Here is a 14318-nt window from a genome sequence, read left to right as displayed (position 1 = left end):
ATGATTACGTGTTATGTTGTCCAAAAAAAAGCATTTAAGCTCAAAAAAAACACTGAATGCTAAAAGAACAAAAAATGCTATTATCCTCTTACCTGATATCGGGTGCTCGTTGTTGAAAGGATGGGGATATTTTATGGATCAGGCTGGCATTATTCGCGACCTGTTAATCTGGCTGGAAGGTCATCTGGATCAGCCGCTGTCACTTGACAATGTGGCGGCAAAAGCGGGCTATTCCAAGTGGCACCTGCAGAGAATGTTTAAGGACGTGACGGGCCACGCCATAGGCGCTTATATCCGCGCCCGTCGTTTATCTAAATCAGCGGTGGCGCTGCGTTTGACTGCGCGTCCGATTCTGGATATTGCTCTCCAGTACCGCTTCGATTCTCAGCAAACCTTTACGCGCGCCTTTAAGAAACAGTTTTCTCAGACGCCAGCACTGTATCGTCGCTCCCCGGAATGGAGCGCCTTTGGCATTCGCCCGCCATTACGGCTGGGCGAGTTTACCGTGCCGGAACATCAGTTCGTTACGCTGGAAGATACGCAGCTCCTTGGCGTCACGCAGAGCTATTCCTGCTCGCTGGAACAGATTTCCGACTTCCGCCACGAAATGCGCGTGCAATTCTGGCATGATTTCCTCGGTCATTCGCCAACTATTCCGCCAGTGCTTTATGGGCTTAATGAAACGCACCCCAGCCTGGAGAAAGACGATGAGCAGGAAGTGTTCTATACCACCGCGCTGCCGCAAGAGCAGGCCGATGGCTATGTCCAGTCGGCGCGCCCCGTGCTGTTGCAGGGCGGTGAATACGTCATGTTCACCTATGAAGGCTTAGGAACCGGCGTGCAGGACTTTATCCTGACCGTTTACGGTACCTGTATGCCAATGCTGAATCTGACCCGTCGTAAAGGACAGGATATAGAGCGATATTACCCGTCAGAAGATACCAAAACCGGCGATCGCCCTATTCACCTACGCTGCGAATTTCTGATCCCGATTCGCCGTTAACGCTGTAATTCATCCAACGCGGGGGCGTCCAGATGCGAAACGTCCCCTGCGGTTTCTACCACCCAGCCAGATGCCAGCCACTGACTTTCCTGGTAATCGACGCGGGAAATAGAGCAGTTGCGCAAACGTAACCGGCGTTCCGCCCAGGCGGGCAGTCCCAGTATAGTACTGACCAGACAGCCCAACGCGATACCGTGGCTGACCAACAAGGGGCGGCGGCCCTGCGGCAATTCAAGGCAGGACGCCAGCGCGGCATGAACGCGATCGCTCAACTCCTGCATCGATTCCCCGCCAGGAATGCGGCCATCCTGCGTGCCGTTGACCAACTGACGACGCCAGCCCTCTTCTTCTTCCGTCAGCGAGTCGATCTGGCGCTTTTCCAGCACGCCCATATCCAGCTCGCGCAGGCGGGAGTCAAAGGTGATATCACAACCGCACGCCTGGGCGATGATCTCCGCCGTGCGTTTTGTGCGGCCTAAATCGCTGCTGATGATATGGGTGATGCCGAGGCTGCGGGCGCGTTCTCCTACCTGCATGGCCTGCTGCTCGCCTTTTGCCGTCAGTGGACTGTCCGATTGGCCCTGAATACGTCGCTCGGCGTTCCACTGCGTTTCACCGTGGCGAACAAGGTATACCTGTAACATGTTTTTTTTCCGTTATACTGCGATGAATTTTTAAAACTGAGCTTAATTATGCACCAGGTTATCTCCGCGACCACCAATCCTGCCAAAATTCAGGCAATTCTACAGGCATTTGAAGAGATTTTCGGCGAAGGATCGTGCCATATTACGCCCGTCGCCGTCGAGAGCGGCGTACCGGAGCAGCCCTTCGGAAGCGAGGAAACGCGCGCTGGCGCACGAAATCGCATCGCGAATGCGCGTTTGCTGTATCCGGAAGCAGACTTTTGGGTCGCCATTGAAGCGGGCATTGATGATGACAGCACCTTCAGTTGGGTCGCGATCGAAAGCGTCGAACAGCGCGGCGAGGCGCGTTCCGCGACGCTGCCCCTGCCAGCCGTTATTCTTGAAAACGTGCGTGCCGGCGCGGCTCTCGGCCCGGTGATGTCCCAATATACCGGTATTGACGAGATTGGCCGAAAAGAGGGCGCCATTGGCGTATTTACCGCCGGAAAATTAACGCGCTCCAGCGTTTACCACCAGGCAGTGATCCTGGCGCTCAGCCCGTTTCATAACGCGATATACCGTTAAACCTGGGCGTTATTGCCGGATAGTATTCGGCCTACGGTAAACGCCGTCTGTTGCCGGCCTGATAAGCGCAGCGCCATCAGGCGTTTTTCAGCAGTACATTCTCAAGCCAATGACGCAGTTCAACCGGCGCGGATTTCAGGCTGTTTGATCCCCGCGTGATGGTGGCGATGCCCGCCCCCAGCTCGGTTTTCAATTCGCGCTGGCTCATTTCGCCCCGCAGCAACTCCTCAATAATGCGCACGCGCGTTCCCAGCGCTTCACGCTCGTCCGGCGTAAGCATCAGTTGTAATAAAGGCAGGTGCAGATCTTCTGCATATGCCTGGCGGAGTAACTCCACAAAACGAAGCCACTCCTGATTACGTTGTTCGGCGATAGCCGATGAATAAGGGGAATGCTGGGTCATGTTATACCGCCGTTTGTACTGTTACACGAGTACAAATGATAACATAACCCGTCCGCATTAATACCGTCGCTGCCACTCAGAGTCGCTCATTAAGGTCTCTTTCTGCCCCATAAAGTGGCGATAGTAAGCGTCATAGGCCAGAACGTTTTTCACGTAGCCGCGCGTTTCCGAAAAGGGAATGCTTTCGACAAACGCTACGGCGTCGATACGCCCGGCGCTATTACCAAGCCAGGTGCGTACTCGCCCCGGCCCGGCGTTATACGCCGCAGAGGCGAAAATGCGGTTATTGCCAAACTGCTGATAGACATACTGCAAATAGTGGGTGCCAATGTTGATGTTGGTCTCCGGCTCCAACAGTTGGCCAGGGCTGCGGTAGTCCGGGATCGAAAACATTTTCACCGTATGGGTGGCCGTCCCCGGCATGATCTGCATTAAGCCGCTGGCCCCCACCGGCGATTTTACTTTCGGGTTCCAGGCGCTCTCCTGGCGGGCAATCGCCATGGCATAGCTTTGTGAGATATCTTTTCCGCGGGTATAGCGTGTAAAAAGATCGTTATACGCCAGCGGGAAACGTTCCTCCAGATGATCCCACAGTTTTCCGGCGATCGTCGCCTGTACGCTCAGATCCCACCAGTGCTGGTTAAACGCATAGCGCGCCAACAGCGCCTGTTCGGATTTAGTACGGCTTTTTACCAGATTCGCCCATTCGCTGCGCGCCGTGTTATCCAGATTCCAGTACATCAGCTCACGTACACGCGCCATCTCCGGCCCCTGTGTCAGCGCGCTGTTTACGTTGGCGGGCGCTTTATCGATTTTAAGGGTGTACTCTTCGCCTAAACGCTGCGCCGCGACCATCGGATAAAAACCGCGCTTCTGCATTAAAGCATGAAGAATCTCTTTCGCTTCGGCGTCACGACCACGCTCCAGCAATAAATCCGCCTGCCAGTAACGCCATTCGTCTTTCTCTTTCGCTTCCATTGGCAGTCGGGCAAGCCAGGTATTGAGGCCGCGACGATCGCCCGTCCCCAGCGCCATACGCACGCGCCGCTCGATAAGCGATGTCGATTGCGAACGCATAATCGCGTCATCGCGCCATTTCGCCTGCGCATCGGTCACATCGTTGCCCATCAGTCGCCAGGCGACGATATCGCGCAGCGCCTGCGTTTGTTCCTCATTAAGTTTCTGCGCCTGTACCAGCGATGGAATCATCAGACGCGCATTTTCCGCGTCCTGGCGTGCAACGCTGGCAAACGCGACTGCCGCCATCTGGCGGGTAAAATCGGTGGCGCCGGTGGCCCGCGCGAAGGACAACACGTTATTAGGGTCGTTGGCCAGGGTAATGATCGCTGAGGCGATCGTTTGATATTCCGCCGGCATCTGTCCGGCCAGCACCGTAACCAGACCGGTATTCCCGGCTTTCATCGCCAGCCGAATACGCTCCAGGTACGCCAGCGGGTCTTGCTTGCCGGAGGCCCGCCAGACGCTGAACAGTTTATCGCAGGCATTCGGCTGGCTTTTGCCGGTCAGCCAAAGGTCTTTCGCGCCCTGCCAGGCCTCTTCCGTTTGCCCGGTGCTCCATTTCGCGTAGTAATAGTTGCATTGCGCTTCCGTGGTGCCGGGTTTCTCCGGGCTAAACGCCAGCAAGCCGCGCCAGTCTTCACGACGCGCCAGTTCATTGACGAAGCGTGATTGCAGCGTACGCACAGGCGGAAGCGTAGGATTGGTGCGAACAAACTGCGTGACGGCAATCGCCGGTTGGTTCATTAAATCGTCGGTGATCTTACGGTATTCCAGGTACGGATAGAGCGGATAATCTTTCAGACCCGGCATCATCTGCTCTACCACATCCATCTGACGGTTGTCCCAGGCCTGTTTAATCTGCGCATAACGGTTACGCTGCTCCTCCAGTGAGTCGGCCCGCGCGAGGTGACAAAAGGTCAGCAGGCATACGCTGGCGGCGATGAGACGCCAGGCAAATGGTTTGGCTCTATCCACAAGCTCTTCCTCAATTGTTATCCAATGCAGCATCATGCCGCGTAATGAATTTATGCTAACCAGTCATAGCCATTTGCGCCACGTTACGGACACTTTTTTACTTTTATTGCGAGTACGATCTGCTGGCTGGGCTTAGGCAGGGAAAAAGGCTACACTTCGCCTTTGAAATCTATTCACCATCACGATAAACATAGAGGCGAAGTCCAACGTGGCTCAATTCGTTTATACCATGCATCGTGTCGGCAAAGTGGTTCCGCCGAAACGTCATATTCTGAAAAACATCTCGCTGAGCTTCTTCCCTGGCGCCAAAATCGGCGTACTGGGCCTTAACGGCGCCGGTAAGTCTACCCTGCTGCGCATCATGGCGGGTCTCGATACTGATATCGAGGGCGAAGCGCGCCCGCAGCCTGGCATTAAGATTGGCTACCTGCCGCAGGAACCTCAGCTAAATCCTGAACACACGGTACGCGAGTCGATTGAAGAGGCCGTTTCTGAAGTGGTTAACGCTCTCAAACGTCTGGATGAGGTGTACGCGTTGTACGCCGATCCGGATGCCGACTTCGACAAGCTGGCGGCAGAGCAAGGCCGGCTTGAAGAGATTATCCAGGCGCACGACGGACATAACCTGAACGTCCAGCTTGAGCGCGCCGCTGACGCCCTGCGTCTGCCGGACTGGGATGCCAAAGTCGAAAAACTGTCCGGCGGTGAGCGCCGCCGCGTGGCGCTGTGCCGTCTGTTGCTGGAAAAACCAGATATGCTGCTGCTCGACGAACCGACTAACCACCTGGATGCGGAGTCCGTGGCCTGGCTGGAACGCTTCCTGCACGATTTCGAAGGCACCGTCGTGGCGATTACCCACGACCGTTACTTCCTCGATAACGTCGCCGGCTGGATTCTGGAGCTTGACCGCGGCGAAGGTATTCCGTGGGAAGGCAACTATTCCTCCTGGCTGGAGCAGAAAGATCAGCGTCTGGCGCAGGAAGCGTCTGCCGAAGCGGCGCGCCGTAAATCCATTGAGAAAGAGCTGGAGTGGGTGCGTCAGGGCGCGAAAGGCCGTCAGTCGAAAGGCAAGGCGCGTCTGGCTCGCTTTGAGGAGCTGAACAACGTTGAGTATCAAAAACGTAACGAAACCAACGAACTGTTTATTCCACCTGGACCGCGTCTGGGCGACAAAGTCATTGAAGTCAGCAACCTGCGTAAATCCTACGGCGATCGCGTGTTGATAGACGACCTGAGCTTCTCGGTACCGAAAGGCGCTATCGTCGGGATCATCGGGCCGAACGGCGCGGGTAAATCGACCCTGTTCCGCATGATGTCCGGTCAGGAGCAGCCTGATAGCGGCACTATTACACTGGGTGAAACCGTCAAGCTGGCCTCGGTCGATCAGTTCCGCGACGCGATGGATAACAGCAAAACCGTCTGGGAAGAAGTGTCCGGCGGGCTGGATATCATGAAGATCGGCAACACCGAAATGCCGAGCCGCGCCTATGTAGGCCGCTTCAACTTCAAAGGCGTCGATCAAGGCAAACGCGTTGGTGAGCTGTCCGGCGGTGAGCGCGGTCGTCTGCATCTGGCTAAACTGCTGCAGGTGGGCGGCAACGTCCTGCTGCTCGACGAACCGACAAACGACCTGGATATCGAAACCCTGCGCGCGCTGGAAAACGCCCTGCTGGAGTTCCCGGGCTGCGCGATGGTTATCTCGCACGACCGTTGGTTCCTTGACCGTATCGCCACCCACATTCTGGATTATCAGGATGAAGGTAAGGTGGAATTCTTCGAAGGTAACTTTACCGAATACGAAGAGTACAAGAAACGCACGCTGGGCGCCGAGGCGCTGGAACCGAAGCGTATCAAGTACAAACGTATCGCCAAATAAAAGCCAGAATGCCGGGTGGCGCTTGCGCTTACCCGGCCTATGCCAGGCCCGATAAGCGCAAGCGCCATCGGGCAAAAAGTTTATCCCTGCTCCCCCATCATCTCTTTCACCAGCTCCACGCAGCGCAAGAAGCGGCCATCGTAATCAGCCTCTTTAACGTGAACAAACTCAATGTTGTTCTCTTTCAGCATCTCGACCAACAGGCTCTGGAATGCTTTGCGATCCACTGAACTGCCCAGGCTTCGCAGTCCGTCAGCTACCCACGGCGTATTGTTCTCCAGCAAAATCACCAGGTCGAAGCGATATTCGTCAATCAGCGCCTGGACAAACGGATGCTCACGCCCTTCGTATTTTTTGCAAAATGCCTGGGTGGTGACGAAGTCGGTATCGATGAACGCCACTTTGTTAGCATATTTCACTGCAAAATCAATATATTGCGCATGACCCAGCGCGATTTTATCGTAGTCGGAATATTGTAACGCCATCTCATCGCCGCCCAAATGCGAAAAGACATAGTCGCGGCCATATTCCCAGGCGCTGGTGGTATTAAAAATATTGGCGAGCTTATTGACCAGCGTAGACTTGCCGCTTGATTCCCCGCCCAGAATAGCGACGGTACGCACGAAAAACGGCTTCACTTCGGTCGGAATATATTCCCAGTAACGAAACGGATTTTCGCGGATTTGCGCCCCGCTGATATTCATAAATGTGCGTTCAGGATCGACCAGTACCGTCTCAATCCCTAAATGCTCAAGGTACTGCGGCGCATCGGCCTCTTCGGAAGTGTAGATCCAGCTCGGCTGTATTCCCTTCTCTGCCATAAACGCTTTAATGCCGTTGCTCCAGACGTCCCAGCCATGCGGGTAAGGCTCCATCCCCTCTTCATTAAAGGCGTGGATACGAATATTTTTTTGGTATTTGAAGGTTTGCAGCAACCAGCGCAGGCGATCCGACACGGTGGGCTGCTGCGACATGGCGCTATCCTCAAACAGTCCGCGATCGCGCGTATCGTCATATCCCATAATGATGTGCAACTCATCCACCTGGCTACAGGCGCGCTGGATCAAATAGATGTGTCCGGTATGCAGTGGATAAAATTTACCGAACACCACGCCAATGTTTTTCTGCTGGCGGGGAAACTCCAGCCCGAGGAAACGGTGCAGCGCCTCCAGTTTTTGCGCGCTGGGACTTTTGATTTTGGCGTTAAGTAACTGACTCAGATACCCCTTGGTCATACCGCTGGCGTCAGCCACCTGTTGCAGAGTGCAACCTTGCTGCTTAATCGCGGTTTTGAGATAGTCGAACGATGACACAAGAGCCTCCTGCAAAAAAAGATCGTAGGCCGGATAAGACGCTCCGGCGTCGCCATCCGGCAACGCTACGCCTGATGGCCTACATCAAACACATACAGATTATTATAAGTCGTCAAAGACGCTTAACGCATCTGCAAGCTTTTTAACGCCGAACACCTGCATTCCTTCCGGCGGCTTTTTCGGTACGTTGGCGGCAGGCACAATCGCCCGACGAAAACCGTGTTTCGCCGCCTCGGAAATACGCTCCTGCCCGCTCGGCACCGGACGAATCTCGCCTGCCAGCCCCACTTCGCCAAACACCACCAGATCCTGCGGCAACGGCCTGTCACGCAGGCTGGAGACCATCGCCAGCAGTAAAGCCAGATCCGCGCTGGTTTCGGTGACTTTCACGCCGCCGACCACGTTGACGAAGACGTCCTGATCCGACATTTGCAGACCGCCGTGTCGGTGCAGCACCGCCAGCAGGATTGCCAGACGGTTTTGTTCCAGACCGACCGCCACGCGTCTGGGATTCGCCATCATCGAGTGATCGACCAGCGCCTGAATCTCCACCAGCAAGGGTCGCGTACCTTCCCAGACCACCATCACTGAACTGCCGGAAGTGACCTCATCGCCGCGGCTTAAAAAGATGGCGGACGGATTGCTCACTTCGCGCAACCCCTGTTCGGTCATGGCAAAGACGCCCAGCTCATTGACTGCGCCAAAGCGGTTTTTATGGCTGCGCAGAGTACGGAAACGAGAATCGGCGTCGCCGTCGAGCAGCACAGAGCAGTCGATACAGTGTTCCAGGACTTTCGGCCCCGCCAGCGACCCGTCTTTGGTGACGTGGCCAACCATCACGATCGCCACGCCGCGCGTTTTGGCGAAGCGCGTCAGGTAGGCTGCCGTTTCGCGGACCTGGGCAACGCTGCCCGGCGACGACTGGATGTCCGCCATATGCATCACCTGTATGGAGTCGATAACCATTAGCTTCGGCTGCTCTTCTTCCGCAATCAGGCAGATCTGCTCAATACTGGTTTCGGACAGCATATTCAGATTCGCCGTCGGCAGGCCGAGACGGTGCGCGCGCATTGCCACCTGCTGAAGCGACTCTTCGCCGGTGACGTAGAGCGTTTTCATCTGCTCGGCGAGTTTACACAGCGTTTGCAGCAGCAATGTTGATTTGCCCGCGCCGGGATTACCGCCGATCAAAATGGCGCTGCCGGGCACTACGCCGCCCCCCAGTACGCGGTCAAACTCCTTGAAACCGGTAGAAAAACGCGGCAGCGCCTCAAGACTGATATCAGACAGTTTCTGGACTTTTGATACGCCCGCACTGCCGGCGTATCCGCTCAGACGTTCGTTACGGGCGACAGTGGGCGATGCGGCAACACGCATTTCCGTGATGGTGTTCCAGGCATGACAGGCGCTGCACTGCCCCTGCCAGCGTGGGTAATCGGCACCACATTCATTACAGACAAAGGCGCGTTTGGGAGCTTTCGCCACGATATACCTCTTTCGTTAACACGTTTGCCGGATAACGACGCTAACACGTCTTAGCCGACCTACAAAATGAACGCCCCATCCGGCAATGTCATTATTTCTGGTTCATGCTGCCGGAGAGAATGCAAAACACGCCCATCAGGTCAGCGTGACGGATTGTAATCTCCGTCTTTTCGTTTACTTTTGGCTTGGCATGGAAAGCAATTCCTAATCCTGCCGCTTTGATCATTGGCAGATCGTTAGCGCCATCGCCAATCGCCACCGTCTGCGCCAGCGGGATGTCATGCTCTTGCACCAAACGAAGCAAGGTATTGGCTTTATACTCGGCGTCTACAATATCGCCGATAACATGACCGGTAAATTTACCGTCCATGATCTCCAGCTCGTTGGCGACCGCCGCCGTCAGGCGTAGCTTGTCACGCAGATAGTCGGCGAAGAAAGTGAAGCCGCCGGACGCGATAGCGACTTTCCAGCCGAGCGTTTCCAGTTTTAGCACCAACTGTGTTAATCCTGGCATTAGCGGTAGATTCTCGCGCACCTGGCGCAAAATATCGGCATCCGCGCCTTTCAGCGTCGCCACGCGGCTGCGTAGGCTGGCGGTAAAATCAAGCTCGCCGCGCATCGCACGCTCGGTGACTTCAGCCACCTTCTCTCCGGTACCGGCCAGCTTAGCGATTTCATCGATACACTCAATCTGGATCGCCGTGGAATCCATATCCATCACCAGCAGCCCAGGCGTGCGCAGATGCGGAATTTTACCCAGCGGCGCGACATCCAACTGTGCCTCATGCGCCAGCCGCGTCGCACGCGGCGTCAGCGACCCCGCCAGGCGAATAACCTGATAATCCTCCACGCACCAGGCGGCGACAATCACCATTGCGGCGCCCAGTTTGGTCTGATATTGGGTTAAACGCTGCTTATCCAGCCCGCGCCCATACAGCAGCCAACCGCTGCGGCCTGCGTGGTAATCCAGAGGCATCACCTCGTCGCCGCTTAAAGAAAGAGGCAAACCAGGCCATAAAGAGACATCTTCAGGCAAATCGCACCAGGTAATGTTAGGCATTAAAGCTCCTGTAAATCGTTCAGGCCGGTAACCGCCCCGCGGAAAATAACGCATGAGGCTACCTTGTAACCATCGCTTCTGGCAACATTAAGCCTCAAATTTTCAGCAGGTGGAATATGGCTCGCGCAAAACTGAAATTTCGGCTGCATCGTGCAGTCATTGTATTGTTCTGTCTCACACTGCTCGTCGCGCTCATGCAGGGCGCTTCATGGTTTAGTCAAAACCACCAGCGACAGCGCAACCCGCAGTTGGAAGAGCTGGCCCGCACGCTGGCGCGCCAGGTGACGCTCAACATCGCCCCGCTGATGCGCAGCGAAACACCGGATGAAAATCGCATCAACGCCGTGCTGCGTCAGCTCACGCAAGAGAGCCGTATTCTGGATGCCGGCGTCTATGATGAACAGGGCGATCTTATTACTCGCGCTGGCGAAAGCGTCAACGTGCGCGACAGGCTGGCGCTGGATGGCAAAAAAGCGGGCAGCTATTTTAACCAACAAATTGTCGAGCCTATCCAGGGGAAAAACGGCCCCTTGGGCTACCTGCGTCTGACGCTGGATACCCATACGCTGGCGACCGAAGCGAAACAGGTGGATAACACCACCAACATTTTGCGCCTGATGCTGCTGCTTTCGCTGGCGATAGGCGTGGTGCTGACACGCACGTTGTTGCAGGGTAAACGCACCCGCTGGCAGCAGTCACCCTTTCTGTTAACAGCCAGCAAGCCTGTTCCGGAAGAGGAAGAGCATGAGAAAAAAGAGTAAAATGACGGCTTAATAAAGGTAAGGAAAACCACCATGACAACGTTACGCCTGCTTATTTCTGACTCTTACGACCCCTGGTTTAACCTGGCGGTAGAAGAGTGCATTTTCCGCCAGATGCCTGCCACCCAGCGCGTGCTGTTCCTGTGGCGCAACGCGGATACGGTGGTCATTGGACGCGCGCAAAACCCGTGGAAAGAGTGTAATACGCGTCGTATGGAAGAAGATAACGTCCGTCTGGCTCGCCGTAGCAGCGGCGGCGGCGCGGTATTCCATGACCTCGGCAATACCTGCTTTACCTTTATGGCCGGTAAACCGGAATACGATAAAACCATCTCCACCCATATTGTGCTCGCGGCGCTGAATTCGCTGGGCGTCACGGCAGAAGCCTCCGGGCGTAACGATCTGGTGGTGAAAACCGCCGAAGGCGACCGCAAAGTCTCCGGTTCCGCCTATCGAGAAACCAAAGATCGCGGCTTTCATCACGGTACGCTGTTGCTGAACGCCGATCTTAGCCGTCTGGCGAACTATCTCAATCCGGACAAGAAAAAGCTGGCCGCCAAAGGCATTACCTCTGTGCGTTCACGCGTCGCGAATCTTACCGAACTGCTGCCGGGCATCACCCATGAGCGAGTATGCGCCGCGGTCACGGAAGCTTTTTTCGCGCATTATGGCGAACGCGTCGAGGCGGAAGTGATCTCACCGGACAACACGCCGGATCTGCCCAACTTTGCGGAGACATTCGCCCGTCAAAGTAGTTGGGAGTGGAATTTCGGTCAGGCGCCCGCCTTTTCACATCTGCTGGATGAACGCTTCACCTGGGGTGGAATAGAGCTGCATTTCGACGTCGAGAAAGGCCATATTACCCGTGCGCAAATTTTTACCGACAGTCTGAACCCGGCACCGCTGGAAGCACTGGCGGAGAGGTTACAGGGCTGTCAATACCGCGCGGAGGTACTGCAACAGGTGTGTAGTGCGCTACGGGTTGACTTCCCGGAACAGGAAAAAGAGTTGCGCGAATTATCGGCGTGGATTGCACTGGCAGTGCGCTAATAAAAAGCCCGCTGGCGCTGCGCTTAGCGGGCCTCCAAAACCGTAGGCCGGGTCAGGCGAAGCCGCCACCCGGCCCAACAGCCCTTACTCTTTATCGCCCAGCAGAACGGATTCCAGCGCGATTTTGATCATGTCGTTGAAGGTGGTCTGACGTTCAGCGGCCGTAGTCTGTTCGTGAGTACGGATATGGTCGGACACGGTGCAGATAGTCAACGCTTTCGCGCCAAATTCCGCGGCAACGCCGTAGATGCCCGCCGCTTCCATTTCCACGCCCAGAATGCCGTATTTTTCCATCACGTCGAACATTTCACCGTCCGGAGAGTAGAACAGATCGGCGGAGAACAGATTACCGACGCGTGCGTCAACGCCCAGCGCTTTCGCTGCGTCTACCGCATTACGTACCATGCCGAAATCGGCAATCGCTGCGAAATCGTGATCTTTAAAACGAATACGATTCACTTTGGAATCGGTGCAGGCGCCCATGCCAATAACCACGTCACGCAGTTTAACGTCCATACGCACTGCGCCGCAGGAGCCGACGCGAATAATTTTCTTGACGCCGAAATCGGTGATCAGCTCTTTGGTATAGATAGAGCAGGATGGAATGCCCATACCGTGGCCCATCACGGAGATCTTGCGGCCTTTGTAAGTCCCGGTGAAACCTAACATGCCGCGCACGTTGTTCACTTCACGCACGTCTTCAAGGAACGTTTCCGCAATATGTTTCGCACGCAGCGGGTCGCCCGGCATCAAAACGACGTCAGCGAAATCGCCCATTTCTGCATTAATATGTGGGGTAGCCATTATTATTTCCTTTTAATTAATCAAACACCTTTACCAGGCGTAGGCCGGATAAGCGTAGCGCCATCCGGCAATATATTCATAGCGAGCGCCTGATGGCGGCGATGCCTTATCAGGCCTACAGGTTGCAACACGGTTTTAAAGCATGTTTTTACCGTATTCCATTGGCGATGTGCCAAAGTAGGTCGCCAGCGTCTGGCCGATATCCGCAAAGGTTTCACGGTGGCCCAGCGAGCCTGGTTTCACTTTCGGGCCGTAGATCAGCACCGGAATGTGCTCGCGGGTGTGGTCCGTACCGGTCCAGGTCGGATCGCAGCCGTGGTCAGCGGTCAGGATCAGAATGTCATCCTCCCCCACCAACTCCATCAATTCCGGCAGACGACGGTCAAACAGTTCCAGTCCCGCAGCATAGCCCGCAACATCGCGACGGTGCCCCCAGGAGGAGTCGAAGTCAACGAAGTTAGTGAAGACGATGGTTTTATCGCCCGCCTCTTTCATCTCTTTGAGGGTGGCGTCGAACAGCGCATCCAGACCGGTCGCTTTCACTTTTTTGGTGATACCGCAGTTGGCGTAGATGTCGGCAATCTTACCCACGGACACCACATGGCCCTGTTTTTCATCGACCAGTTTCTGCAACACGGTCGGCGCTGGCGGTTCTACGGCCAGGTCGTGACGGTTGCCGGTACGCTGGAAGTTACCGGCCTTGTCGCCGATAAACGGACGCGCGATCACACGGCCAATGTTGTAGCCGCCTTCGGTCAGCTCCTCACGGGCGATTTCGCACAGCTCGTAGAGTTTATCCAGGCCAAAGGTCTCTTCGTGGCAGGCAATCTGGAACACGGAGTCAGCGGAGGTATAGAAAATCGGCTTGCCGGTTTTCATGTGCTCTTCGCCCAGTTTGTCCAGAATAACGGTCCCGGATGAGTGGCAGTTACCGAGATAGCCCGGCAGGTTGGCGCGTTTCACCAGCTTATCCAGCAGCTCCTGCGGGAAGCTGTTTTCGTGATCGCTGAAATAACCCCAGTCGAACAGCACCGGCACGCCAGCGATTTCCCAGTGGCCGGACGGCGTATCTTTGCCGGAAGACAGTTCGTGCGCCCATGCGTATGCGCCAATGACGTCCGCGTTGCCGTCCATACCTGCGGCAATTTTACCGGTAGAACCTTCATGCGCTTTCACCAGCCCCAGACGAGTCAGGTTAGGCAGATTCAGCGGGCCTTTACGGCCATTGTCAGCTTCGCCTTTGGCACAAGCTTCTGCGATGTGGCCCAGCGTGTCGGAACCTACGTCGCCAAAACGATCCGCGTCTTCAGTAGCGCCGATGCCGAATGAGTCCAGCACCATAATAAATGCACGTTTCATA

General features: G+C 55.6%; 13 protein-coding genes. 5 read left to right on the top strand and 8 right to left on the bottom strand.

From position 1 onward, the window contains the following. Window positions 1-133: 133 nt before the first annotated feature. Entirely contained in the window at window positions 134-1003 is an 870-nt protein-coding gene (gene robA, locus ACE15A_RS04095; protein ID WP_053529516.1) for an MDR efflux pump AcrAB transcriptional activator RobA, read from the top strand. Here robA and gpmB read toward each other — a convergent pair. Then, window positions 1000-1647 carry a 2,3-diphosphoglycerate-dependent phosphoglycerate mutase GpmB gene (gene gpmB / locus ACE15A_RS04090; RefSeq protein ID WP_053509876.1) on the bottom strand — a complete coding sequence of 216 codons (648 nt, stop codon included), beginning with the start codon at window positions 1645-1647 and terminating at the stop codon, window positions 1000-1002. The two genes, robA and gpmB, sit on opposite strands and share 4 nt — an antisense overlap. Before the next feature lie 48 nt (window positions 1648-1695). Between gpmB and yjjX the strand changes: the two genes are divergently transcribed. Next, a complete protein-coding gene (yjjX, locus tag ACE15A_RS04085) occupies window positions 1696-2211 on the top strand; it encodes an inosine/xanthosine triphosphatase (RefSeq protein WP_000554304.1) in 516 nt (171 codons plus the stop codon). A 76-nt stretch (window positions 2212-2287) separates the two neighbouring features. On the opposite strand, the gene trpR is transcribed toward yjjX, so the two are convergent. Both trpR and sltY read right to left on the bottom strand, forming a co-directional pair. Beyond that, a complete protein-coding gene (trpR, locus tag ACE15A_RS04080; RefSeq protein WP_000192003.1) occupies window positions 2288-2614 on the bottom strand; it encodes a trp operon repressor in 327 nt (108 codons plus the stop codon). Window positions 2615-2671: 57 nt separating this feature from the next. Next, window positions 2672-4642, bottom strand: coding sequence for a murein transglycosylase (gene sltY, locus ACE15A_RS04075; protein ID WP_380913816.1), 1971 nt, complete (start codon window positions 4640-4642; stop codon window positions 2672-2674). Between the two features lie 175 nt (window positions 4643-4817). Here sltY and ettA point away from each other — a divergent pair, with 175 nt between their 5' ends. Next, the gene (ettA, locus tag ACE15A_RS04070) at window positions 4818-6485 is read left to right on the top strand and encodes an energy-dependent translational throttle protein EttA (protein ID WP_023245608.1); all 1668 of its coding nucleotides are present in this window, start codon (window positions 4818-4820) and stop codon (window positions 6483-6485) included. An 80-nt stretch (window positions 6486-6565) separates the two neighbouring features. Here the strand turns inward: ettA and nadR are convergent, their stop codons facing one another. The 3 genes from nadR to serB form a co-directional block, all read right to left on the bottom strand. Continuing rightward, the gene (gene nadR / locus ACE15A_RS04065; RefSeq protein WP_023245607.1) at window positions 6566-7798 is read right to left on the bottom strand and encodes a multifunctional transcriptional regulator/nicotinamide-nucleotide adenylyltransferase/ribosylnicotinamide kinase NadR; all 1233 of its coding nucleotides are present in this window, start codon (window positions 7796-7798) and stop codon (window positions 6566-6568) included. Between the two features lie 102 nt (window positions 7799-7900). After that, a complete protein-coding gene (radA, locus tag ACE15A_RS04060) occupies window positions 7901-9283 on the bottom strand; it encodes a DNA repair protein RadA (RefSeq protein ID WP_023245606.1) in 1383 nt (460 codons plus the stop codon). A gap of 91 nt (window positions 9284-9374) precedes the next feature. After that, a complete protein-coding gene (gene serB / locus ACE15A_RS04055) occupies window positions 9375-10343 on the bottom strand; it encodes a phosphoserine phosphatase (protein WP_053509872.1) in 969 nt (322 codons plus the stop codon). 116 nt (window positions 10344-10459) lie between these two features. Between serB and ACE15A_RS04050 the strand changes: the two genes are divergently transcribed. Both ACE15A_RS04050 and lplA read left to right on the top strand, forming a co-directional pair. Further along, window positions 10460-11104 (top strand): YtjB family periplasmic protein, encoded by a 645-nt coding sequence (locus ACE15A_RS04050; RefSeq protein WP_000090066.1) that lies wholly within the window; start codon window positions 10460-10462, stop codon window positions 11102-11104. Window positions 11105-11137: 33 nt separating this feature from the next. After that, window positions 11138-12154: a lipoate--protein ligase LplA gene (gene lplA, locus ACE15A_RS04045; protein WP_053509870.1), complete on the top strand. Its 1017-nt coding sequence runs from the start codon at window positions 11138-11140 to the stop codon at window positions 12152-12154. Window positions 12155-12238: 84 nt separating this feature from the next. On the opposite strand, the gene deoD is transcribed toward lplA, so the two are convergent. Both deoD and deoB read right to left on the bottom strand, forming a co-directional pair. Then, window positions 12239-12958 carry a purine-nucleoside phosphorylase gene (deoD, locus tag ACE15A_RS04040; protein WP_023245603.1) on the bottom strand — a complete coding sequence of 240 codons (720 nt, stop codon included), beginning with the start codon at window positions 12956-12958 and terminating at the stop codon, window positions 12239-12241. A 135-nt stretch (window positions 12959-13093) separates the two neighbouring features. Then, window positions 13094-14317 (bottom strand): phosphopentomutase, encoded by a 1224-nt coding sequence (deoB, locus tag ACE15A_RS04035; protein WP_000816451.1) that lies wholly within the window; start codon window positions 14315-14317, stop codon window positions 13094-13096. Window position 14318 lies beyond the last annotated feature (1 nt).

It is taken from the genome of Salmonella sp. HY31 (genome assembly GCF_042604575.1).
GTDB classification, from domain to species: domain Bacteria; phylum Pseudomonadota; class Gammaproteobacteria; order Enterobacterales; family Enterobacteriaceae; genus Salmonella; species Salmonella diarizonae.
Note: the sequence above shows the minus strand (reverse complement) of the source record. Positions and strands in the feature narration are given on the sequence as shown.